The sequence below is a fragment of the Pseudoflavonifractor sp. BSD2780061688st1 E11 genome, assembly GCF_005844125.1.
Lineage (GTDB): Bacteria > Bacillota > Clostridia > Lachnospirales > Lachnospiraceae > Sellimonas > Sellimonas catena.
On record NZ_SPHM01000050.1, the window covers coordinates 1 to 22,717 of the forward strand.

The 22,717-nt window shown below is 43.6% G+C and carries 17 protein-coding genes, 7 tRNA genes, 1 rRNA gene and 1 pseudogene; 24 read left to right on the forward strand and 2 right to left on the reverse strand.

The features are described from left to right. From FGQ85_RS16005 to FGQ85_RS16100, 20 genes are all read left to right on the forward strand, one after another. Nucleotides 1–183: ribosomal RNA gene (locus tag FGQ85_RS16005) — 23S ribosomal RNA — on the forward strand; the annotation flags it as partial. 79 nt (nt 184–262) lie between these two features. Next, nucleotides 263–336: transfer RNA gene (locus FGQ85_RS16010), tRNA-Asp, on the forward strand. A gap of 4 nt (nt 337–340) precedes the next feature. Continuing rightward, nucleotides 341–413: transfer RNA gene (locus FGQ85_RS16015), tRNA-Val, on the forward strand. Nucleotides 414–457: 44 nt separating this feature from the next. Further along, nucleotides 458–530 (forward strand) — tRNA-Thr (locus tag FGQ85_RS16020). A gap of 22 nt (nt 531–552) precedes the next feature. Then, nucleotides 553–634: transfer RNA gene (locus FGQ85_RS16025), tRNA-Tyr, on the forward strand. A gap of 51 nt (nt 635–685) precedes the next feature. Next, nucleotides 686–759: transfer RNA gene (locus FGQ85_RS16030), tRNA-Met, on the forward strand. A gap of 29 nt (nt 760–788) precedes the next feature. After that, nucleotides 789–861: transfer RNA gene (locus tag FGQ85_RS16035), tRNA-Phe, on the forward strand. Between the two features lie 16 nt (nt 862–877). Then, nucleotides 878–950: transfer RNA gene (locus FGQ85_RS16040), tRNA-Lys, on the forward strand. 186 nt (nt 951–1,136) lie between these two features. Then, nucleotides 1,137–1,679: a hypothetical protein gene (locus tag FGQ85_RS16045; RefSeq protein ID WP_138373947.1), complete on the forward strand. Its 543-nt coding sequence runs from the start codon at nt 1,137–1,139 to the stop codon at nt 1,677–1,679. A gap of 73 nt (nt 1,680–1,752) precedes the next feature. Then, complete coding sequence (locus tag FGQ85_RS16050; RefSeq protein ID WP_207738753.1) at nt 1,753–3,159, forward strand: aminotransferase class I/II-fold pyridoxal phosphate-dependent enzyme; 1,407 nt, start codon at nt 1,753–1,755, stop codon at nt 3,157–3,159. Continuing rightward, the gene (locus FGQ85_RS16055) at nt 3,152–3,736 is read left to right on the forward strand and encodes a guanylate kinase (protein ID WP_087169564.1); all 585 of its coding nucleotides are present in this window, start codon (nt 3,152–3,154) and stop codon (nt 3,734–3,736) included. The genes FGQ85_RS16050 and FGQ85_RS16055 overlap by 8 nt, the downstream gene beginning before the upstream one ends. A gap of 64 nt (nt 3,737–3,800) precedes the next feature. Beyond that, entirely contained in the window at nt 3,801–4,790 is a 990-nt protein-coding gene (gene holB / locus FGQ85_RS16060) for a DNA polymerase III subunit delta' (RefSeq protein WP_087169565.1), read from the forward strand. A 3-nt stretch (nt 4,791–4,793) separates the two neighbouring features. Next, entirely contained in the window at nt 4,794–5,705 is a 912-nt protein-coding gene (locus FGQ85_RS16065) for a stage 0 sporulation family protein (protein WP_087169566.1), read from the forward strand. After that, nucleotides 5,698–6,450, forward strand: a complete 753-nt coding sequence (locus tag FGQ85_RS16070) for a tRNA1(Val) (adenine(37)-N6)-methyltransferase (protein ID WP_087169567.1) — start codon at nt 5,698–5,700, stop codon at nt 6,448–6,450. Before FGQ85_RS16065 ends, FGQ85_RS16070 begins: the two co-directional genes overlap by 8 nt. Nucleotides 6,451–6,460: 10 nt before the next feature. Next, nucleotides 6,461–7,309, forward strand: a complete 849-nt coding sequence (gene rsmI / locus FGQ85_RS16075; RefSeq protein WP_138373949.1) for a 16S rRNA (cytidine(1402)-2'-O)-methyltransferase — start codon at nt 6,461–6,463, stop codon at nt 7,307–7,309. Nucleotides 7,310–7,450: 141 nt separating this feature from the next. Beyond that, the gene (gene ugpC, locus FGQ85_RS16080; RefSeq protein WP_087169569.1) at nt 7,451–8,563 is read left to right on the forward strand and encodes a sn-glycerol-3-phosphate ABC transporter ATP-binding protein UgpC; all 1,113 of its coding nucleotides are present in this window, start codon (nt 7,451–7,453) and stop codon (nt 8,561–8,563) included. A gap of 324 nt (nt 8,564–8,887) precedes the next feature. Further along, a complete protein-coding gene (locus FGQ85_RS16085) occupies nt 8,888–11,494 on the forward strand; it encodes a calcium-translocating P-type ATPase, PMCA-type (protein WP_118637908.1) in 2,607 nt (868 codons plus the stop codon). 12 nt (nt 11,495–11,506) lie between these two features. Beyond that, a complete protein-coding gene (locus tag FGQ85_RS16090) occupies nt 11,507–12,679 on the forward strand; it encodes an AI-2E family transporter (protein WP_138373950.1) in 1,173 nt (390 codons plus the stop codon). 47 nt (nt 12,680–12,726) lie between these two features. After that, entirely contained in the window at nt 12,727–13,314 is a 588-nt protein-coding gene (locus FGQ85_RS16095; protein WP_138373951.1) for a nucleoside recognition domain-containing protein, read from the forward strand. Nucleotides 13,315–13,452: 138 nt separating this feature from the next. After that, the gene (locus FGQ85_RS16100) at nt 13,453–14,817 is read left to right on the forward strand and encodes a hypothetical protein (protein ID WP_138373952.1); all 1,365 of its coding nucleotides are present in this window, start codon (nt 13,453–13,455) and stop codon (nt 14,815–14,817) included. An 81-nt stretch (nt 14,818–14,898) separates the two neighbouring features. Here FGQ85_RS16100 and FGQ85_RS19230 read toward each other — a convergent pair. Then, nucleotides 14,899–16,221: pseudogene (locus FGQ85_RS19230) on the reverse strand (MATE family efflux transporter). 50 nt (nt 16,222–16,271) lie between these two features. On the opposite strand from FGQ85_RS19230, the gene FGQ85_RS16115 reads away from it, so the two are divergent. From FGQ85_RS16115 to FGQ85_RS16125, 3 genes are read left to right on the forward strand one after another with little or no spacing between them, the layout of a single operon-like run. Beyond that, nucleotides 16,272–16,727 (forward strand): GNAT family N-acetyltransferase, encoded by a 456-nt coding sequence (locus FGQ85_RS16115; RefSeq protein ID WP_279230215.1) that lies wholly within the window; start codon nt 16,272–16,274, stop codon nt 16,725–16,727. Further along, a complete protein-coding gene (locus FGQ85_RS16120; RefSeq protein WP_087169581.1) occupies nt 16,724–18,232 on the forward strand; it encodes a glycoside hydrolase family 31 protein in 1,509 nt (502 codons plus the stop codon). The genes FGQ85_RS16115 and FGQ85_RS16120 overlap by 4 nt, the downstream gene beginning before the upstream one ends. Before the next feature lie 21 nt (nt 18,233–18,253). Then, on the forward strand, nt 18,254–20,224 hold the full coding sequence (locus tag FGQ85_RS16125) for a hypothetical protein (RefSeq protein ID WP_087169582.1): 1,971 nt from the start codon (nt 18,254–18,256) through the stop codon (nt 20,222–20,224). Between the two features lie 148 nt (nt 20,225–20,372). On the opposite strand, the gene FGQ85_RS16130 is transcribed toward FGQ85_RS16125, so the two are convergent. Then, complete coding sequence (locus FGQ85_RS16130) at nt 20,373–21,575, reverse strand: Rpn family recombination-promoting nuclease/putative transposase (protein ID WP_171027998.1); 1,203 nt, start codon at nt 21,573–21,575, stop codon at nt 20,373–20,375. Nucleotides 21,576–22,128: 553 nt separating this feature from the next. On the opposite strand from FGQ85_RS16130, the gene FGQ85_RS16135 reads away from it, so the two are divergent. Beyond that, nucleotides 22,129–22,455 carry a hypothetical protein gene (locus FGQ85_RS16135; protein ID WP_138373955.1) on the forward strand — a complete coding sequence of 109 codons (327 nt, stop codon included), beginning with the start codon at nt 22,129–22,131 and terminating at the stop codon, nt 22,453–22,455. Nucleotides 22,456–22,717: the final 262 nt, after the last annotated feature.

Here is a 22,717-nt window from a genome sequence, read left to right on the forward strand (position 1 = left end):
CAGGGTAGCCAAGCCGGGAAGGGATAAACGCTGAAGGCATCTAAGCGTGAAGCCCCCCTCAAGATGAGATATCCCATACGGAAGTAGTAAGACCCCTTGAAGACGACGAGGTAGATAGGGCAGAGGTGGAAATGTGGCAACACATGGAGCTGACTGTTACTAATAGGTCGAGGGCATAACCAAGGAATGGTGGATAGGAAAAAGCAGGATGACAAAGAAGTGGACTTATATGTGGTTTTGAAGGTACATGGAAGTATCAAATGGCCCGGTGGCTCAGTTGGTTAGAGCGCCGCCCTGTCACGGCGGAGGTCGTGGGTTCGAGTCCCATCCGGGTCGTTTTGGGATCTTAGCTCAGCTGGGAGAGCATCTGCCTTACAAGCAGAGGGTCATAGGTTCGAGCCCTATAGGTCCCATTGCCAATCTGGCATTTTGCCAACGTGGCATTTAAATTAAAAACGCCAACGTGGCTCAATTGGCAGAGCAGCTGATTTGTAATCAGCAGGTTATCGGTTCGAGTCCGATCGTTGGCTCTACCAGGTTAATTGGTATTCTGGATGGATTCCCGAGTGGCCAAAGGGGGCAGACTGTAAATCTGTTAGCAACGCTTTCGGTGGTTCGAATCCACCTCCATCCACTTGCATATTTCATAGGAAATGTGCTATAATATATAATAACTTCATAATAACGCGGGGTGGAGCAGTCTGGAAGCTCGTCGGGCTCATAACCCGAAGGTCGTAGGTTCAAATCCTGCCCCCGCAATTTTTTTTGTCCTTTTTTATTGAGGATAGGCCCAGATAGCTCAGTTGGTAGAGCAGAGGACTGAAAATCCTCGTGTCGCTGGTTCGATTCCGGCTTTGGGCATTGAAATTATATTTATGGAGCATTAGCTCAGTCGGTAGAGCACTTGACTTTTAATCAAGTTGTCCGGGGTTCGAATCCCCGATGCTTCACTGAAACAGACCTCATATGAGTAATAACTCATATGGGGTTTTTGTATTGCAGAATTTTCTGAAAGTCAGGATATTAAAGTGGGTTCTATTATAAAATATGTAAGATTTTAGTGAAAAAACTGAAATAAGTTTGACATGGAGGTCTTCTGACGATAAACTGAAATTAGGAAAAGAAGGAGAGAGAATATGAGGAGAATCTACGGTAAGATAAGGGCTGCGCTGATGATTGCCTGTTTCTTTGCCATAATTGCTGCAGGTGGATGTTCAGGCGGCGAAGAGACGGATCAGAGTATCATATCAGAAAATGTTTATAAGTTGGGGACTCAGGAAGTACAGATAGATTTGCCTGGAGATTTTGAGTGTACAGATCAGAGTGACGATAGTGTTGTACTGTCCGGAGATGTTGGAGAAGTCAGAATTGAATATAAAGAAGAAGGTATATCCTCGGAGCAGTTTCCAAAAACAGAGCAGGAGTGTGCAGCCTTGTATGAAGAGATTATCGGAAATATGTCTTACCAGATTGAAGAGTTTCGCTCCTATGAAAGTGAAGGACTTTATTATGCTACGATTAGATATGATCTTGAAAATGAAATAAAATATCTGATTGCATCCGGAAACTTTGGAATGGAGTATGGATGTCAGATTTCAGCGGTTTTGAATACGGGAAACAGGGAAACTGCAGAGGAAATTCAAAATGCAGTTTATAATGTGAAGGTATTCGCAGAGTAAAAACAGGACCATGAATATGGAATGAAATCAGCTGCCCTTTAAGGAAGGGCAGCATTTTTTACAGGAGGGAATTATGACGTTGTATGAAAAGCTGGATGCATATGGAAAGTCGGATTATTACGCATTTCATATGCCGGGGCATAAGAGAAATGTAAACTTTATGGAGGAAAATCTTCCTTTTGGGATCGATATTACGGAGATAGAAGGATTTGATGATCTGCATCACTGTGAAGGAATTCTAAAGGATGCGCAGACGCGGGCGGCCTCTGTCTACGGGGCAGAAGAGACCCATTTTCTTGTAAATGGAAGTACGGTCGGCATTTTGAGTGCGCTGGCGGGGTGTACAAGAAGAGGAGATGAGGTGCTGATCGCGAGAAACTGCCACAAATCGGTTTATCATGCGGTGGAAATCTTCGGGATGAAGCCGGTCTATATTTATCCGAAAAAGCAGGAGAATGAGGAAGCAGTACTAAGCGGCTGTATTGATGCGGCAGATGTGGAGCAGATTTTGGAACAGAGGAGAGAGATCCGCGCGGTAATGATTGTTTCTCCCTCTTACGATGGTGTAGTTTCTGATATAAAAAAAATTGCCGGAAGCGTACACAAATACGGGATTCCGCTGATTGTGGATGAAGCACACGGCGCACATTTTGGATTTCATGACTATTTTCCGGAAAATGCGAATAGACTAGGAGCAGATATTGTAATACACAGTGTACACAAGACGCTGCCTTCCCTGACACAGACGGCGTTGCTTCATATGAACGGATCAATAGTGGATCGTAAAAGAGTGGAGCGGTATCTTCACATACTGCAGTCAAGCAGTCCATCGTACGTTCTGATGGCCGGGATTGATGCATGCATCCATATGCTGGAGACAAGGAAGGACGAGGTTTTCGGTAATTATGCAGAAAATCTGGACAGCCTGCGGGAAAAGCTCCGGAAAATGACACATTTGAAATTGTGTGAATCCACATCGTATGACAGATCCAAAATTGTTATCTCTACAGAGGGGACGGACTGGTCAAGCAGAGAGCTTTCCGAAAAGCTTTTCCATACCTTCCATCTTCAGATGGAGATGACAGCAGGAAATTATATTCTTGCAATGACGTCTGTGGCGGATACAAAAGAAGGATTTGATCGTCTGGAGAAAGCGCTTCTTGAGATTGACAAACAGGTTAAAACCTGTCAGGATAGTAAAAAGATACGGACGGAAATTCCGAAAGCTGAGCAGGCCAGAATCCCGTGCTGGCGGGATGAGGTCAGCGAAGAAGAGAAAGAAAAAGTACGCTTTGAAGAGTGCGCAGGCAGGATTTCGCTTGACTTCGCATACCTGTATCCGCCGGGATGTCCGATCGTTGTTCCGGGAGAAAGAATTTCTGCCCGGGCGGCAGAGCTGCTCTGCCAGTACCGGGATATGGGATTTACTATTGAAGGAACAGAAGAGGAAAACAGAATAGGAGTGTGGATAAATGGGTAAGATTTTCTATCTGATGGGGAAAAGTTCCTCCGGAAAAGACACGATTTTTAAGGAACTGAAAAAGAGAATGCCATTTCTTCATACCGTGACGATTTATACGACAAGACCGATGCGTGAAAACGAACGGGACGGGGAGGAGTACTTTTTTGTAGATGATAAAGTTCTGGATGCGTTTCAGAAAGAAAACAGGGTGATTGAACTGCGGGAATACCATACTGTTCACGGCATCTGGAAGTATTTCACGGCTGATGACGGAAAAATCCGGCTGGAGGATCAGGATTATCTGATGATCGGAACGCTGGAATCCTTTGAAAAGATGTGCGGTTATTTCGGGAAAGGGCAGATTGTACCCGTCTACGTGGAAGTGGAAGATGGAGAACGTCTTTTCAGGGCACTTTCAAGAGAGCGGATGCAGGAGAAGCCGAAATATGCGGAAATGTGCAGGAGATTTCTGGCAGATACAGAAGATTTCTCCGAGGAAAACCTCAGCAGATGCGGCATACAGAGGCGGTTTCAAAATATAGTACTGGAAGACTGCCTCAATGAAATAATGCTATATATTCAGAAATGTTTGTGATATAATTATATTGGATTAAATTTACCAGAATCGGGGATTGACATAGAAAAAGAAGGTGAAAATAATGACGGGATTTAAAGATGTTGTCGGGCGTAAGGATTTAGTATCTTATATTCAGAAAGCTATTACGCAGAACCAGATTTCCCACGCCTATATTTTAAATGGAGAGCGCGGATCAGGAAAAAAGATGTTTGCACAGCTGTTTGCGATGACGCTTCAATGTGAACGGGGCGGAGCAGAGCCGTGTAATGAGTGTCATTCCTGCCGTCAGGCTCTATCTGGAAATCATCCGGATATTATCAGGGTGGTTCACGAAAAGCCGAATACGATCAGCGTGGATGAGGTACGTGTACAGATTAATAATGATATTATGATCCGGCCTTACAATGGAAAATATAAGATCTATATTGTGCCGGATGCGGACATGATGACGCCTCAGGCACAGAATGCGTTGTTGAAAACCATAGAGGAGCCGCCGGAGTATGCGGTGATTTTCCTTCTTACAGAAAATGCGGACAGCCTTCTGCCTACGATCTTATCACGGTGTGTCATTTTAAAGATCAAGAATGTAAAGGATGCGCTGATTAAAAAATATCTGATGGAGCAGATGGAGATACCGGATTATAAGGCGGACGTCTGCACTGCTTTTGCCCAGGGAAATATGGGAAGAGCGATCATGCTCGCGACCTCAGAGCATTTTAATGAGATCAAAGAAGAGACGCTCCAGATGATGAAATACATCAAGGACATGGAGCTTCCGGAGCTTTTGAAGGCGCTGAAAAGCCTCTCCTCGTACAAGATAGAGGTAGATGATATCCTGGATCTGATCAGTGTATGGTATCGGGACGTGCTGCTTTACAAGGCGACGAAAGATATCAACGGAGTGATATTCTCAGATCAGATGAAGTACATCAAAGAGAGGGCAAATACAAGCTCCTATGAAGGGATCGAGACGATTCTCAAGGCACTTGAGACAGCCAAGGTAAGACTGAAAGCAAATGTAAATTTCGATCTGGTGATGGAGCTTCTGCTACTGACTATAAAGGAGAACTAAGATATGACAAGAATTATAGGAGTTCGATTCCGTCCGGCAGGGAAGGTTTATTACTTTGCTCCTGGAAAATTCCATATAAAAAAAGGTCAGCAGGTAATCGTTGAAACGGCTAGAGGAATCGAATTTGGAAATGTAGTGATCGGACCGAAAGAGGTGGAAGACGATCAGATTACACAGCCTTTAAAGTCTGTCATCCGCCTTGCGACGAATGAGGACCGGAGAATAGAAGAGCGAAACAGGGAAAAAGAAAAAGAAGCATTTCAGATCTGTCTGGAAAAAATCAGAAAGCATAAGCTTGAGATGAAGCTGATTGATGCAGAGTATACGTTTGATAATAATAAAGTGCTTTTCTACTTTACAGCAGATGGAAGAATTGACTTCAGAGAACTTGTAAAGGATCTGGCAGCGGTTTTCAGGACAAGGATTGAGCTGAGACAGATCGGAGTGCGTGATGAGACGAAGATCCGTGGAGGAATCGGAATCTGCGGAAGAGAGCTTTGCTGCCATACATATCTGTCGGAATTTGCTCCGGTATCGATCAAGATGGCAAAGGAGCAGAATCTTTCCCTTAATCCGACAAAGATTTCCGGAGTATGCGGAAGACTGATGTGCTGCCTTACAAACGAGCAGGAGACTTACGAAAAGCTGAACAGCAGACTTCCGTCTACAGGAGATACGGTAACGACTCCGGAAGGATTAAAAGGAGAAGTACAGAGCTTAAGCGTTCTGCGCCAGCTTGTCAAAGTCATTGTAACACTGGAGAATGATGAAAAGGAAATCCGGGAATACAAGGCTTCGGATCTGAGATTCAGACCAAGAAGAAAGAAGAGCGACATGAAATTGTCCAAAGAAGAAATGAAGGAACTTGCGGCACTTGAGAAAAATGAAGGAGCGTCGAAACTGGACAATGTGTAAGTTAAAAGAAGGCGAGAGACTGGACGATCTTCAGACACGTGGATATGAGATCATCCAACATCCGGGGAAATTCTGTTTTGGAATGGACGCGGTCCTTTTAGCCAGTTTTGCAAAAGTTAAGAAAGGTGAACGTGCTCTTGATATCGGAACCGGAACAGGCATTATTCCGATTCTGATGACAGTCAAGACTGACGGAGAAGACTTTACAGGGCTGGAGATCCAGGAGGAGAGTGCTGACATGGCAAGAAGAAGCGTAAAGCACAATCATCTGGAAGATAAAATCACTATAAAGACAGGCGATATCAAAGAAGCGGCAGACTATTTCAAAGCTGCTTCTTTTGACGTCATTACCACCAATCCGCCGTATATGATCGGGCAGCACGGGATTACAAACATAAACAGCGCGAAGACGATTGCCCGGCATGAGGTGCTCTGCACTCTGGATGACATTCTGCGCGAAAGCGCAAGACTTCTGAAATTCCACGGCAGATTTTATATGGTGCACCGGCCATTCCGGCTGGTGGAGATTTTCACCAAAATGGCGGCTTACGGCATTGAACCGAAGCGGATGCGCCTGGTTCATCCTTATGTGGACAAGGAGCCGAATATGGTTCTGATAGAGGGGAGCAATAAAGGAAAATCCAGAATTCAGATAGAGCCGCCTTTGATTGTCTACGAAAAAGATGGAAGCTATACAAGGGATCTTCTTCTCAACTACGGGATGGGAAGAGCAGGAGAAGAATAAAGGAGAAACCATGTCAGGAATATTATATTTGTGCGCTACTCCAATCGGAAATCTGGAGGATATGACGTTCCGGGTGATACGGACATTAAAAGAAGTGGATCTGATTGCAGCGGAAGATACGAGAAACAGTATTAAGCTCCTGAATCATTTTGAGATCCATACCCCTATGACGAGTTATCATGAATATAACAAGATCGAAAAGGGTCGAAAACTGGTGGAAAAGCTGCAGGAAGGAATGAATATCGCCCTGATTACAGATGCAGGGACACCGGGAATTTCGGATCCGGGAGAAGAGCTTGTAAAAATGTGCCGGGAGGAAGGAATTACTGTGACGTCTCTTCCGGGAGCGTGCGCGTGTATCACGGCTCTTACGATATCCGGCATGCCGACCAGAAGATTTGCATTTGAGGCGTTCCTGCCGCAGGATAAGAAGGAGCGGCAGCAGATTCTTTCGGAGATGAAGGAGGAGACAAGGACGATCATCCTCTATGAAGCGCCTCACAGGCTTGTAAAGACAATCAAAGAACTTGCGGAAACTCTCGGAGGGGACAGGAAAATCACGATATGCAGGGAACTCACGAAAAAACATGAAACTGCTTATATGGATACGCTCGACAGGGCATGCCGTTTTTATGAGGAGAATCCTCCGAAAGGCGAATGTGTGCTTGTTCTGGAAGGAAAAAGCCGCGAAGAGATGGAGGAAGCAAAAAAGGCCAGATGGCTTGCGCTTTCCGTAGAGGAGCATTTTCAGATCTATCTGGATCAGGGACTCGAAAAGAAGGAAGCGATGAAGCGGACGGCAAAAGACAGAGGAGTCAGTAAGCGTGATATTTATCAGAAACTTATCCGGAAAAACTGACAAAATATGTCAAAAAAGTGTTGGTCACCTTGTACAGAATCCTAAAAAATGTTTGTGCAATCATGCACTAGCGTTTTTTGGGATTTTTTTTTATACTAAATACATCGAAAAAAACGGTTTAAGATTTAGGAGGAAGCACCAATGGCAAGTTTATCATTGAGACATATCAATAAAGTTTATCCAAACGGCTTTGAAGCTGTAAAAGATTTCAACCTTGAAATCGAAGATAAAGAATTCATCATTTTCGTAGGACCTTCAGGATGTGGTAAATCTACTACACTTCGTATGGTTGCAGGTCTGGAAGAAATTTCTTCAGGAGAATTAAGAATCGGCGATAAAGTTGTAAACGATGTTGAGCCGAAAGACAGAGATATCGCGATGGTATTCCAGAACTACGCTCTGTATCCGCATATGACAGTTTACGATAACATGGCATTCGGACTGAAATTAAGAAAAGTTCCGAAACCGGAAATCGACAAAATGGTTCGTGAAGCAGCTAAGATCCTTGACCTTGAAAAACTGCTTGATCGTAAACCGAAGGCTCTTTCCGGTGGACAGAGACAGCGTGTTGCTATGGGACGTGCGATCGTTCGTAATCCTAAGGTATTCCTTATGGACGAACCTCTTTCCAACCTGGATGCAAAATTAAGAGGACAGATGCGTATCGAGATCTCCAAACTTCATCAGAGACTTGGTACTACAATCATCTATGTAACACATGACCAGACAGAGGCTATGACACTTGGTACAAGAATCGTAGTTATGAACGCTGGTGTTGTTCAGCAGGTAGATACTCCAAGAAAACTGTATGATGAACCATGCAACCTGTTTGTAGCTGGATTCATCGGATCTCCTCAGATGAACTTCCTTGATGCACAGTGTGAAGTTTCAGGAGACAAGGTTCTGTTAAATGTAGGACCTGCAAAGATCGAACTTCCGCCTGCAAAAGCTAAAAAACTCATCGATGGAGGATACGCAGGAAAGACAGTTGTACTTGGTATTCGTCCGGAAGACGTACATGATGAGCCAATGTTCATCGCATCTTCTCCGAATACAGTAATCGAAGCTACAATCCGTGTATACGAAATGCTTGGTGCAGAAGTTTACTTACACTTCGATTACGAAGGAGCAAACATGACAGCTCGTGTTGATCCAAGAACAACAGCAAGAAACGGAGATACAGTTAAATTCGCATTCGATGCTGAAAAGATCCACGTATTCGACAAAGAAACAGAAATGACAATTACAAACTAATCTGTTTTGAAAATAAGATTTCAGAGCGGCTGCCGTACAGATTTTGTGCGGTAGCCGTTTTTTCAAATTTGAAAAGAATAGTGGTTGACATTTCAAACAAAAATAGGTATATTATTAATTAATAAAAGGGAGTAACTGGCGCTTGGAAAGAGCGTTACAGGTTCGTCAGTACGGCAGATTATCTGCCCGGATCGAGTATGAAACAGTGAGACTTTTATTGCATGAGCGAAATGCAGTAAAAGCCTCTTTTTTTATACTTTATTTTTCTGCATGAATCGCGAAAGAAAAAATGGTACACCCTATAAGAAAGTAAGGAGGAAGAAAATGAAACAGTATTATCAGATGGGGTCTGATGAAACCAGGATGGACATCAACGGCTCACTGGAATCACTCTCCAGTGAGAAAGCCCGGGAAAATCAGAAAAAATATGGCCCAAATGAGCTACAGGAAGAGAAAAAGAAAAGTGTTGGAATGATCTTTCTGGAACAGTACAAGGATTTCCTTGTAATTATTCTGATTATCTCTGCAATTATTTCGGGATTTCTGGGTGACGCGGAGAGTGCGATCGTTATTCTGATCGTTATCACGATTAATGCAATCCTTGGAACGGTACAGACTGTCAAAGCAGAAAAGTCTCTGAACAGTCTGAAAAAGCTTTCCGGACCGGAAGCAAAGGTAGAGCGTGACGGGATTGTGACACAGATTCCGTCCAGAGAAGTAACAGTAGGAGATATCGTCATTCTGGAAGCAGGTGATCAGGTTCCGGCAGACGGAAGAATTATTGAGCAGGCAAGTCTGAAGATTGATGAAAGTGCACTGACAGGAGAAAGTATTCCTGTTGAGAAAAGTGAGGATACGATAGAAAAGGAAGTACCTCTTGGAGACAGAGTTAACATGGCATTCTCAGGAAGCTTTGTCACATACGGAAGAGGAAAATATGTTGTGACCGGAATCGGTATGGAAACGGAAGTCGGTAAGATTGCATCTTTGTTAAAGACGACATCAGAAAAGAAAACTCCTCTTCAGGTCAACCTGGATCAGTTCGGACAGAAGCTGTCCATCCTCATTCTGATTCTCTGTGCGATTTTGATGGGAATCAATGTATGGAGAGGAGAATCTTTTGGTGACGCATTTATGTTTGCGGTAGCACTTGCGGTAGCAGCAATCCCGGAGGCATTAAGCTCTATCGTGACGATCGTACTTTCTTTCGGTACTCAGAAAATGGCAAGGGAACATGCGATTATCAGAAAGCTGCAGGCTGTGGAAGGTCTGGGAAGCGTATCGGTTATCTGTTCTGATAAGACAGGAACACTGACACAGAACAAGATGACAGTAGAGGATTATTACGTTGCAGGCCGAAGGATGGCAAAAAGTGAAGTATCCCGGGAAGATGCGGACACGAAAAAGCTGATGTTTGCAAGTATTCTCTGTAATGACGCAAAGAATGTCAATGGTGAGGAGATTGGGGATCCTACGGAGACAGCGCTTGTCACATTCGCGGGAAACTGCGGCATGGACGTGGAAAAAACCCGTGAAATATATGCAAGAATCTCTGAAGTTCCTTTTGACAGTGACAGAAAGCTCATGTCCACAGTACATGAAACAGAAGAAGGAACCATCATGCTTGTCAAAGGTGCGGTAGATGTCCTTTCACAGAGAATGGAACAGATCCGCAAAAACGGCGAGGAAAAGCCGATGACGGATAAAGACCGGGAAGACATCGCTGAAATGAACCAGGAATTTTCCAGACAGGGACTTCGTGTTCTTGGATTTGCATATAAGAAACTGGAAGGCAAGAAGGGAATTACAGCCGAAGATGAAGATCATCTGACATTCCTTGGACTGATCTCGATGATGGACCCGCCGCGTGAAGAGTCAAAAGATGCAGTAGCAGAATGTATCCGCGCAGGAATTAAACCTGTTATGATTACAGGTGACCATAAAGTAACGGCAGCAGCTATTGCAAAGAGAATCGGAATTCTCAAAGAAGAGTCCGAGGCATGTGAGGGTGCGGATATAGAAAATATGTCCGATGAAGAACTGAAAAACTTTGTAGAACATATTTCTGTTTATGCCCGTGTTTCACCGGAACACAAGATCCGGATCGTAAAAGCATGGCAGGAAAAAGGAAACATTGTTTCCATGACCGGTGACGGTGTCAATGATGCACCTGCTCTGAAACAGGCAGATGTCGGAGTGGCAATGGGAATCACAGGAACCGAGGTGGCAAAAGATGCAGCCTCCATGGTACTGACAGATGATAACTTTGCAACAATTGTCAAGGCAGTAGAAAACGGAAGAAATGTATACCGGAACATCAAGAGTTCCATTCAGTTCCTGTTGTCAGGAAACTTCGGAGCAATCCTTGCCGTTCTGTATGCGTCTATCGCAGGACTTCCGGTTCCGTTTGCACCGGTACATCTGTTGTTCATCAACCTGTTGACAGACAGTCTTCCGGCGATCGCTCTTGGACTGGAGCCTCACAGAAAAGATGTTATGGATGAGAAACCGAGAAAGAAAGACGAGTCGATTCTTACAAAAGACTTCCTTCTTAAGATTGTGACAGAAGGTCTTTCCATCGGTGTCATGACCATGATCGCATTTATGATTGGATATACAAGCGAAGGCGCTCTTCTCGGAAGCACTATGGCATTCGGAACACTCTGTCTGTCCAGGCTGTTCCACGGATACAACTGTAAAGCCGACAAACCGGTTCTGTTTAAGAGAGGTTTCTTCAATAATATCTACCTTCAGGGAGCATTCCTGATCGGGTTTGTCCTGATTACAGCCGTATTGACAATACCGGCACTGGAAGGTATATTTAGTGTAACTTCATTAAGCATAACACAGCTTTTGACGGTTTATGGACTTGCAATTTTAAATATTCCGGTTATTCAGTGTATCAAAGCAATCCGTTTCGGAATAAAATAAAGGGGACGTTATATGGAATTAAACAACGAGAATATGAAAAAAATAAGACACCTGATCGTTTTTACAGCACTCATTATTCTGTGCTTCTGGAAATATGAGATGGTGATTCAGGCAGTAAAATTTGTGATCAGTGTGCTGTTTCCTTTCATTCTCGGTGGTGCGATTGCATTTGTGTTTAATGTACCGATGCATTTTATTGAGAACCGGCTGATTCAGGAAAAGTGGAAAAAGAAATATAAAGCCGTGCGGAAGCTTGCAAGACCTGCCAGCCTGATTCTTACGATTATCTTTGTGATCGGCATTGTGGGAGGCGTTCTCTTCGGAGTCCTCCCGCAGCTGACCGGAACGATCGCAAAACTTGGCGCCAGCATCCAGGCGTTCATTCCGAAAGTACAGGAATGGGCAGATAACTGGTTCCACAACAATAAAGAAGTGATGGCCTATTTCAATCAGCTGGAGTTTAACTGGCAGAAGGTGATCGAGGTTGCTGTAGACTGGGTATCAAACGGTGCTGGAAACATCGTGGAATCCGGTGTGACGGCGGCAATGAGTATTGTAAGTGGGTTTACTACGTTTTTTATCGCGTTTGTATTTGCATGCTATATCCTTCTACAGAAGGAGAAGCTTTCTGTTCAGGCTAAGAAAGTGCTGTTTGCATTCGTGGAGAAAGGAAAGGCAGAAGCGGTCATTGAGGTCTGCTCGCTGACATACCGCACTTTTTCCAACTTCCTGACTGGACAGTGTGTGGAAGCAGTGATTCTTGGAACCATGTTTGTCATTGCAATGAGTATTTTCAAGATGCCGTACGCATGGCTGATCGGTATCCTGATTGCCTTTACGGCACTGATTCCGATTTTCGGAGCATTTATCGGATGCGCAATCGGAGCATTTCTGATCTTTATGATCGATCCGATTCAGGCATTCTGGTTTATTGTTCTCTTCCTTGTATTGCAGCAGATTGAAGGAAACCTGATCTATCCTCATGTAGTAGGAAATTCCGTGGGCCTGCCTTCGATCTGGGTACTGGCAGCAGTCAGTATCGGCGGAAGCCTGATGGGAATTGTCGGAATGTTGATTTTTATTCCGATTGTTTCTGTCCTTTATGCCCTGTTCAGGGAGGTTGTTTACCTGAAACTGAAGAAAAACAATATTAAAATGAAAGATATTCAGCAGAGCGGAAAATAATCTGCCGGATTCCCACATATAATGTGAAAAAAGAAGTGTGGGAATCGATGCTGAATTATTTATGGGCGGGGATGATTCTGATTGGAATCATCTTCGCTGCGTTTACAGGGAAAATACCGGACATCACAGACGCGGCGCTTGACTCTGCCGGGGAAGCCGTGACACTATGCATTACCATGATGGGAGTTATGGCATTCTGGATGGGGCTGATGGAGATTGCCACAAAGGCCGGCATGATCGAAAAAGGCGCAAAGATTCTGAAACCCTTTGTCCGGTTTCTGTTTCCGGAAGTACCGGGAGGGCACAAGGCAGGAGAATACATTACGACGAATATCATCGCCAACTTTCTCGGCCTCGGATGGGCCGCGACACCTGCAGGGCTGAAAGCCATGGAAGAACTCGGAAAACTGAATCATGGAAGTACATCGGCCAGCAACGCCATGTGCAACTTCCTCATTCTGAATATCTCGTCCCTTCAGCTGATCCCGGTCAATGTCATTGCCTTCCGCAGCCAGTATGGAAGCGTGGAGCCCACGGCAATCGTGGGAGCAGGGATTGTGGCGACGACGATCAGCACAGTGACGGCGATTATATTCTGTAAGATGATGGATCGGAAAAAGACCCGGAGAGCATGAAATGCTTTCCGGGATTTTTTTGCTGTAAGTAACATTTGCGCAAGGAATCGTGACGTTTACGCAAGTGATATTGAATTTGGAAAGGTAATAGAGTATAATTTGAATTAACAGAAAATAACAAATAAAAATATGGAATAAATGAAAATTAAGAAAGAAATATATAATAGATTGATAAAAATAGACATAGCAGAGAAAATAAAAATTTTTGAGCTTACTATCGAAAACAATGAAATTAACAAGAGGAGGTGCATCATTATGAAAAATATGGCGAGAAGAATCATTGCTTTGGGATGTGTTGGAATACTTTTTACAGGAATGAGCGGATGTGAGAAGCAAAATGGAAAAGAAAATGAAACTGTACTGACAGTGATCACGGACCCATCAATTCAGAAAGAAGTAAGCAGTGTAGCTGATTTTATGATGAAAACAGAAGACATTGAGATAAATGTAAAGGTACTTCCTACTGAGGAAAATGGACGGGATGCAGAGATTCAGAAGCTTCAGACACAAATTATGGCGGGAAAAGGAGCAGATGTATATTTGCTGGATACGAATCCAGATGCTGCAGAGGTGAAAACGGAGTTATTTGCAAATCCATATCAAACGATGCAAAGCGGGGCATTAGCATCATTAGATGAATATATGAAAACAGATTCTTATTGGAATGATACGACCTATAATAAGAAGATTTTAAATGCAGGACAATATGACGGAAAGCAATATATTATTCCGCTCTCCTGTTATTACTATGTACTATCAGGATCTAATGACATTGAGAAGGTGACAGGGGAGACTCTGGGAGAATGGTTGGAACAGGCGGAAAAAGAGGATGGCTCTGGATTGAAAGAGGCAATCGATGGGAGTTTATATTTGACAGCTGGAAGATGGTATCAGCCGGCAGCAGATTATGAAACACAACAAGTTTTGTTTGATAAAGAGAAATGGACAGCATTTGCAGAATCTTTCTTGTCACTTCAACAGGAATGGTTGGTAGATACGGTAGATAACATAGAAGAACAGTATCAAATACAGCCTATCGGTTCGTTGACAGGGGGAGAAGAGGTTTACGTTAAGACCATTCCGGATTTGGAAGGAAGAAAAATGGCATCCGTTATGACTTATGGGGCAGTTGGAATGTCCAGCGATCATAAAGAAAAAGCATATGAATTTTTAATGCTGTTTTTAAATGATAAGATGCAGGAAAAAGAGGATGGTATTGAGAACATAGGGCAGGTTTTTAGCACCACCGATGGAATCGCGGTAGAGAAAAGTGAGATCAGGAATTGGTTATCCGACTGTTCAGATGTAACAATTTCAGCAGTAGAAGAAAGTTTTGAGGAATTGGATGGAGCATATTTTATAACGGATGTTGAAAAGACTCTGACATCGGACATCCAGAAGGTTGTAGAATGGGGAGTAGAACCGGAAAATGGATGGGAAAAATTCGTGTCAGATTTGGCAGACAGAGTGTGGAAACAATACGAGATGCAGGTGAAAGAGTAGCTGCGAGGTTCCGAATATTCTGGTAAAAACAGGAGTTGGAGAAGGACATATTATTTTGTTTTTTAGAAGTAAATTTATTTTTTACCGCAAATCCGCATTCAGCATTCTGCGGGACCGATGATACAAAACCAAATATACGGCAGCATAGCCGATGCCTAAAAGGACGTATAGCATCAATAAGTTTTTTATAAGTAAGCCGCACAGGCACAGTATGATCATATTGATAGTAAATGTTACATGCAGTGTGTAGCGGGACTCATTGATGGACTGCAGAGCCGACTTTTCGATATTGAGTCCATAGTTAAAGAGCTGGGCAAGCAAAGAGGCAGGAAGGCAGAACTGTGTCAGGGACACGACTTCTGCTTCATCTGAGATAAAAGTAATAATATAAGAATCACAGTTTATCAGGACGAGAAACATCAAGGCGAAACAGCTTAAAGACAGTAGCGTGGCTGCATTTTTTATCTGTTTTGCCTTTTTATGGCTGCCATTTCCGAAAGCTTCACTTACTAAAGAAACCGTGGCTGTGGAATAGCCAAACATGGGCATTTGTATAATCGAAATGATTTGCAGAATCAGATTGTATGCGGACAATTCTACTGTGCCGATCCGGGCCACAATCATATTCAATCCCACTACAAATAAGATATCTTCCATGAATTCCTGAGCTAAAAATGGAATGGAAAAGCGGATCTTGTCTTTTATTTTCTTTAATATCTGAGGAATCCGCAGATCAATCTGAACAAGATGGCGTGCTGTATAACTATAGATGCCTAGATACACAATCAGAGACAGTATACTTCCTAATGCGGCACCTTTTGCTCCAAACGCAGGAAGGCCCAGTTTTCCATAAATCAAAATATAGTCTAAACACACACCCAGTATATTTATAAACAAGGTTGTGGCAAAGATATGGTTCGTTTTTTTAAATATTTTGAATACGCTTGAATACAGAAAGATAACTAAATTCAGTGGAATGGAAAAACTGAAAATCCTAAGATATTCTGACGCTTCCTGCAGAGTTTTACCAGTTAATCCGAAGCCTTTATGTAAAATCGGATTGCAGAATATATTAAACAGAATAAAAAGCCCGAATCAGATGCCTCCGCACAGAATCAGGAGAAGGGAAAACTCTTCGCTGATACCTTTTAAATCATTTCTTCCTTTTAGATTAGAACCGCAAATATTAAAGACGATCGAAAATGCACCGAGAACACCTACGAGACTGTTGATGCAGGAATAGACGAGTCCGACACCGGCATAGGCCTCTAAAGAAATATGTCCGATAAAAGCCTGATCAATGATTCCCATCAAGATACTTGTGATGGAACCTGCGATTAACGGCAATGCCATTTTATTCAATTCTGTAATGCAGCTTTTTCTTTCTTTACTTATACAGTTCATATTTTTATTACCTTTTTAAATCTCATTCCACGATATAAATTAATTATAGAATTCCGGAAAATGTCTGGCAAGAAGAATATCACGAGCAGGAAAAAAGCAAGGTATGGGATTGGCATTTTCAACCTTTGCATATATACTTAACTCATGAGGAACGCGGAAAATATACAGGAAAGGAAAAGGTTATGGATTTGATTTTAGAAAAAGCCAATGGAGAAAAACATATTGGAGCAGTCAGAATCTGTGATTTTGAAAAACGTTGTGTTTTGAAACAGATCTTTATTCTGCCAGAATATCAGGGGTACGGATATGCCCAGGAAGCTATCAAGATGGTCGAATCTTTTTATACAAAAGCAAAAAGATGGGAACTGGATACTATTTTACAGGAGAAAAAGCTCTGTTATCTATATGAAAAAATGGGATATCAAAAAACAGGAAAAACGGAAAAAATCAAAGATGGCATGGATCTGGTATATTACGCAAAAGAAAAACAGGGGGAGTTTAAATGAAGATTAAGTTTCAAGGAAATGAATTCTGGTATGGTACCTGTGTGAAATATGGGATGAGGATGCCGATTGGTCCGGATACGGAAACGGAGCTGGATTTGACCAGTAATCCAACGCCGAATCAGGAGATGCCTCTTCTGGTGTCGACAAAAGGGCGATGCCTCTGGTCTGAGGAGGGATTTCACATCAGGATCAGAAGCGGCGTTATAGAGGTCCCGGATTCCTATCAGCTGGAAGAGACAGGAGGCGGCCTTCGGGAGGCCTATCTGCATGCCATGCAGAAGCATTTTCCATTTCGGGGAATGCCGGCGGAAAATCTGTTTGGGAGAATTATTTACAATACATGGATCGAGCTTACTTATCATCAGAATGAGGAGGATATTCTCGCATATGCCGGCCGGATTCTGGAAAGCAGGATGCCGCCCGGAGTTCTGATGATTGACGATGGCTGGGCGGAATGCTATGGAGACTGGAGATTTCACAGCGGAAAGTTTCCGCATCCGGAGCAGATGATAGAGAAGCTCCACGGGATGGGATATCAGGTTATGGTATGGGTCTGTCCGTATGTATCGCCGGATTCGCTGAAATACCGGGAGGCGAGGGATCAGGGAATTCTCATCCGGACGCCGGAAGGGGAGCCGTACATTGCAAAATGGTGGAATGGATATTCGGCAGTTCTGGATTTTTCCAATCCAAAGGCAGTACAATGGCTGAAATGTCAGCTCGATGCACTTACAGACATGGGGGTGGATGGATTTAAGTTTGATGCAGGGGACAGCATGTATTACCGGGATGATAATGTAACGTTCGGAAGGGTGACGCCGGATGAACAGTCCAGACTTTGGGCGGAGTTCGGGGAACAATATCCGTACAATGAGTACCGGGCATCTTTTCGGGCAGGGGGATATGCGCTTTTACAGCGGCTCTGCGACAAGGATCATTCCTGGGGAGAAAATGGAATTGCATCTTTGGTTCCGGACACGCTGCTTCAGGGAATTACGGGGCATGCTTATGGGTGTCCGGATATGATCGGAGGGGGAGAATATCTGAATTTCCAGAACATGGAGAAAACCGGACTGGATGAAGAACTGTTTGTCAGGCATTGCGAGATTGCCTGTCTGATGCCTGCCATGCAGTTTTCGGCGGCGCCGTTCAGGATCCTGAGCCGAAAAAACTTTGCATGCATTTTGAAAAGCATTGAGGTGCGGAAGAAATTTCTGCCGTATATTATGGAAGAACTCAGAAAGACCAGCGTTACAGGTGAACCGTTGATTCGATATCTGGCATATGAATTTCCGGAGGAATATGTGGAAAACGTGACGGATCAGTTCATGTTAGGAGGAAAATATCTGGTTGCGCCGGTTTATGAGAAAGGGAAAACCGGAAGGAGCCTTTACCTTCCAAAGGGAAAGTGGTATGATCGTGGAAGAGTATGGATGTCGCAGGGCGAAACCATATATTGCGAATCGGAACGAGGAATTCCGATTGTTTTTGAGAGAATAGGATAATAAATTCAGTGGGGGTAAGGAATGAAAAGAACAGCAGTATTGTTTTTGACGGCGGCACTGGCGGTATCCAGTGTGCCGCTTTCTGTCAATGCACAGGAAGATTACATTACAGCAGAGGAATCTGTGGAAAATGGACTGAAAAATACCGAAAGTGTGGAAAATGAAGAGGATATGAGTCAGCCGGAGGAAGGGGCAGAATCTGGAAAAGAGGAAGAGACCGGGGAAGATTCAGAAAAGGATGAACAGCTGGAAGAAGGAATGACACCGGATGAAGTCCCGGGAGAAGACCAGGATGAAACCGTAGAAGAAAATCCGGACAACATTCCGGGAGACGTTTTGGAAGAAGAACCGGCAAGTGAGGAAGGTAACATAACGGAAAATCCGTATACAGAGAAGTCACCTGAGAGTGAAGAGCCTGCGGAACAGGCAGTGACGGAGATGCAGGAACTTCCGAAAGAAAAAGTAAGATCAGCGAAACCGGCACTTACGTATCAGGCACATGTCCAGAATGAGGGCTGGCAGAACTGGAGGCAAGAGAGTGAACTGGCCGGTACTGAGGGAAAATACAGACGGATGGAAGCGCTCCGAATCAAACTGCAGGGCGGAGAAGATGCTGTTCAGGGAAGCGTGGAATACCGGGCACATGTACAGGATTACGGCTGGATGGATTGGAAGAAAGATGGAGAACTGTCTGGAACGCAGGGACAATCGAAGCGGATGGAAGCGATTGAGATCCGCCTGACGGGAGAGCTTGCCGAGCAGTATGATATTTATTATCGTGTACATATCCAAAATTATGGATGGCTGGACTGGGTGAAAAACGGCGCTCCGGCAGGAAGTTCTGCACTGAGTTCACGGATGGAAAGCTGTATGATCCGGCTTGTGGAAAAAGGCGATCCATCACCGGCAGCAGGAACAAGGGGATTTATCAAAGCATATACGAATACGGATTTGAGTTATCGCGGGCATGTTCAAAAGATTGGAAATACAAATACATCCGTCAACGGGCAGATTATGGGAACAGTTGGAAAGAGTCTGAGGCTGGAAGCTATGACCATGTGGCTTGATACAGCGGATTCACAGAAACTTTCCGGCGGAATTGAATACTCGGCACATGTCCAGAATATAGGCTGGCAGGGATTTAAGAAGAATGGACAGCAGGCAGGAACGCAGGCCAAAAGCCTGAGAATGGAGGCGGTTAAGATTCGCCTGACCGGAGAGGTTGCGAAGTGCTACGATATTTATTACCGGGCGCATGTCCAGAATTTCGGATGGCTTGGATGGGCGAAAAACGGACAGGCTTCTGGAAGTGAAGGATATGCTTACCGTATGGAAGCACTTCAAATTATGCTGGTTCCAAAAACAAAGGGAGCACCGGGAAGTACAAGTAATGCTTTCAAGAAAAAGCAGACAGTACCGGTGAAGAAGACAAAGTCTTTTTCCGAAGCACTTGGATTTGACGGAACAAAGATTGTAAAAGAACTGAGTGCACACCAAAATGATTCTTATTATCTGGGAACTCCGTATCAACCAATGAAAAACCCGTTGAATATGCACGAGATTCTTTACCCGAATGGTGACAGACGGGCTGATGGCTACAGTGGAATGAACTGTACCGGGTTTGTTGCCTATGTTACGCAGAAATGCGGAGGCAATCTTGCGCCAATTGGCAAGATGGGGCTGTGGGGCGGAGCATGTAACGCATCAAACTGGTTTCGTTATTTCAAAAAAGCCAATGTGGAGTATTATACATACAATTCAGTATCTGCTCTTTTGAAATCCGGAAAAGCAGAACAGGGGGATATCATTTACTGTGAACCTGTAAACTGGAATCAGCCGGGAGCAGACTGCCACATCGGATTTTTCTGGGGAAGAACATCAAGTGAAAACCGGTTTTGGCATACATCGACATCTCCGAAAAATGGAAACCAGATTTCCAACATTGTTCCGGGAATTTATCCGTCCTATTTTCATCTGGTGAAGATGAAATAAAAAGCAACTTTCAGGCGGATGAAATAAAGACTTCAAAAAAGAATAGACAGTCCCAGGGAGAGCATAGTACTTGAAAAAGTCCAGACTCTCCGGGGCTGTCTTTTCTTATCAGAAAATAAAAATTGATATTAACCACCAACTGCTCTAATTAAAAGATCAGTTTTTGAAAATCTTCTGTCGACATACCATATGAGGATGCTGCCTGCTCCAGGTTAAGGAGACCTTTTTGATACAAATCGATAATCGCATCTTTACGTCCCTGATCGTGGGCAACGTCATTCTGTGCATGAGCCTCTGCGAGCTGTTTTTGAGTTTCAGAGAGTTGTTCCTGAGTTTCAGAGAGCTTTCCCCGAGTTTCAGAGAGCTTTCCCCGAGTTTCAGAGAGCTTTCCCCGAGTTTCAGAGAGCTTTCCCCGAGTTTCAGAGAGCTGTCCCTGAGTTTCAGAGAGCTGTCCCTGAGTTTCAGAGAGCTGTCCCTGAGTTTTGGAGAGCTGTCCCTGAGTTTTGGAGAGCTGTCCCTGAGTTTTGGAGAGCTGTCCCTTGGTTTCGGCAAGTGTGTCCTTAGCTTTATCTAATTCTCCTTGTACTTCTGCGATCTGCTGAAATATTTTTTCAGTCTGATGCTGCAAGGCGAGCTGATCGCGCAGGGCCCGTTCCCGGGCTTCATATGCCAGGCGTTTTTTCTCATCCTGACTCATCTCCATAAGATCTTCGTAGGCCGATTCAAGGTATGCATTTCCCTTTGCCATTTCTTCCATCTCCTTCTTATTGCCGCCGCGGAAGAATTTCATCCATGCAATAATGCCGTCAGGATGGTGGTACTCTTTTGGGATTTTGGGAAGTTCCAGTATCTGAAGCTCCAGCTTTTCGCTGTACAGATCTCCGGTTGCTTCATCATAGAACCGGACCCTTCTGTGACAGAAATTGTCTTTTTTAAAATAGGTAAAATTCAGGACGCCAACCTGTATACATTTTTGAAGTTTGTCATAAGATTCGCCCTTTTGGAGCTGGCTGGAAAACATTTTACTTAAATAAAAAAGACTTCGATCATCCCAGTATTCTATATAGAGAACCTGCATTTCGATATCCAGCTGAGTACCGCTTTCCAGAAGGACACGGACATCCAGAACACCTTGCTTTTCTTCCTCTGTTCTTTTGGAAAGCTCGTTTTCCAGGATCGTTGTCCTGCCGATCTGTTCCGGAGGAAGACGCAACAATGCAGCGATGAATCCGGTTCTTGTTTTTGGATTGCGCATCAACTCTTTGAAGCACCAGTCGATGTAAGGCTTCATAATAAATTCTTCTTCCGAAGTGGTTTGAATGGTTTTGATTTCGACTTCGTTTGTTTGCATAAACAGTCTCCTTCCTGTGGCGGTCCGGCACCTGTCAGAAGAAAACTGTTTCTGTTTCTTGTAGTCTAACATAATTTCAAACAGCAGAAAAGAGATGTCCCACAGAAAACGTATTCTTTACAGACAGAGATCCCGGCCATGTTTTTTGTTATGAATTGGATTGTTCGGCGAATGCCGTGAATGATAGAAAAGCAGACAGCTTTTCAGACGATCTCAGAATAGCATGAAAAGAAGGGCGAGGCAAGCCGGTGAAAGATAAAATTTTTCTGAAAAGACAAAGAGAGAGGACAATTTTCCGTTTTAGGATGCAAATAATAAATTGTTGATATATTAAGAATGCATAGATTGTAAATGTACAGAAAAAATGATATATTGAAACAAAATAACAGATAAATATGAAAGAAATAAAAACACAGCATTTTAGGGAGTGATACCAATGAGTTATAAAGAAGAGAATATGAGTGATTAATTAAAATTACTGGTACAAGTTCTGGAAAGTTAATCGGACTATTAGATATGGGTCACAGAACAGGAATCACCGGAACAGAAAACGTTGACAGCAGTGCTGGAAATGCTGTTTACCGTACCGGATCAAAAGCTGCAGGATGCTTATATGGAGGCGAAAGAGAAGGCGGAGCAGGAGGCTGCCGAAACAACAGAACCTGGAGCACATGGAGTATATGATTTTGAAGAATTATTAACAAAAATGTACGGCTCTTATTTTTTGACCCAGGTAGAATACAATTTATATTCGGCCGTGGGAAATTTGCAAAGTCAGATTATAGGTGGCGAAGAGACAGATGAAAATCAGCTGCGGCAGGAAGCAGCAGCGGCAGCAGAGAAAGCGTGGAAAGATTATCGGACACAGATGGCAGAATAAAAGAGTGGATAATAGCAGGGTGGAGAAAGGGTGATTATGACCCTTTCTCCGTTTTTGGCTTATTTAAGTCGTTTTGACAGTTTCCCTACAAAGTATGGAACAGCTTTGATATAATGATGACATATTCACATGTAAGGAAACATACAACAATGAAATCCAACAGAAATCTACTATACTATTATATTTATGATATTGGGGTCAAAAGCCTGTCTATAGCACCTTGAAAAGTTCATATATTTTGTAGTAAATACAAGCCGAAATG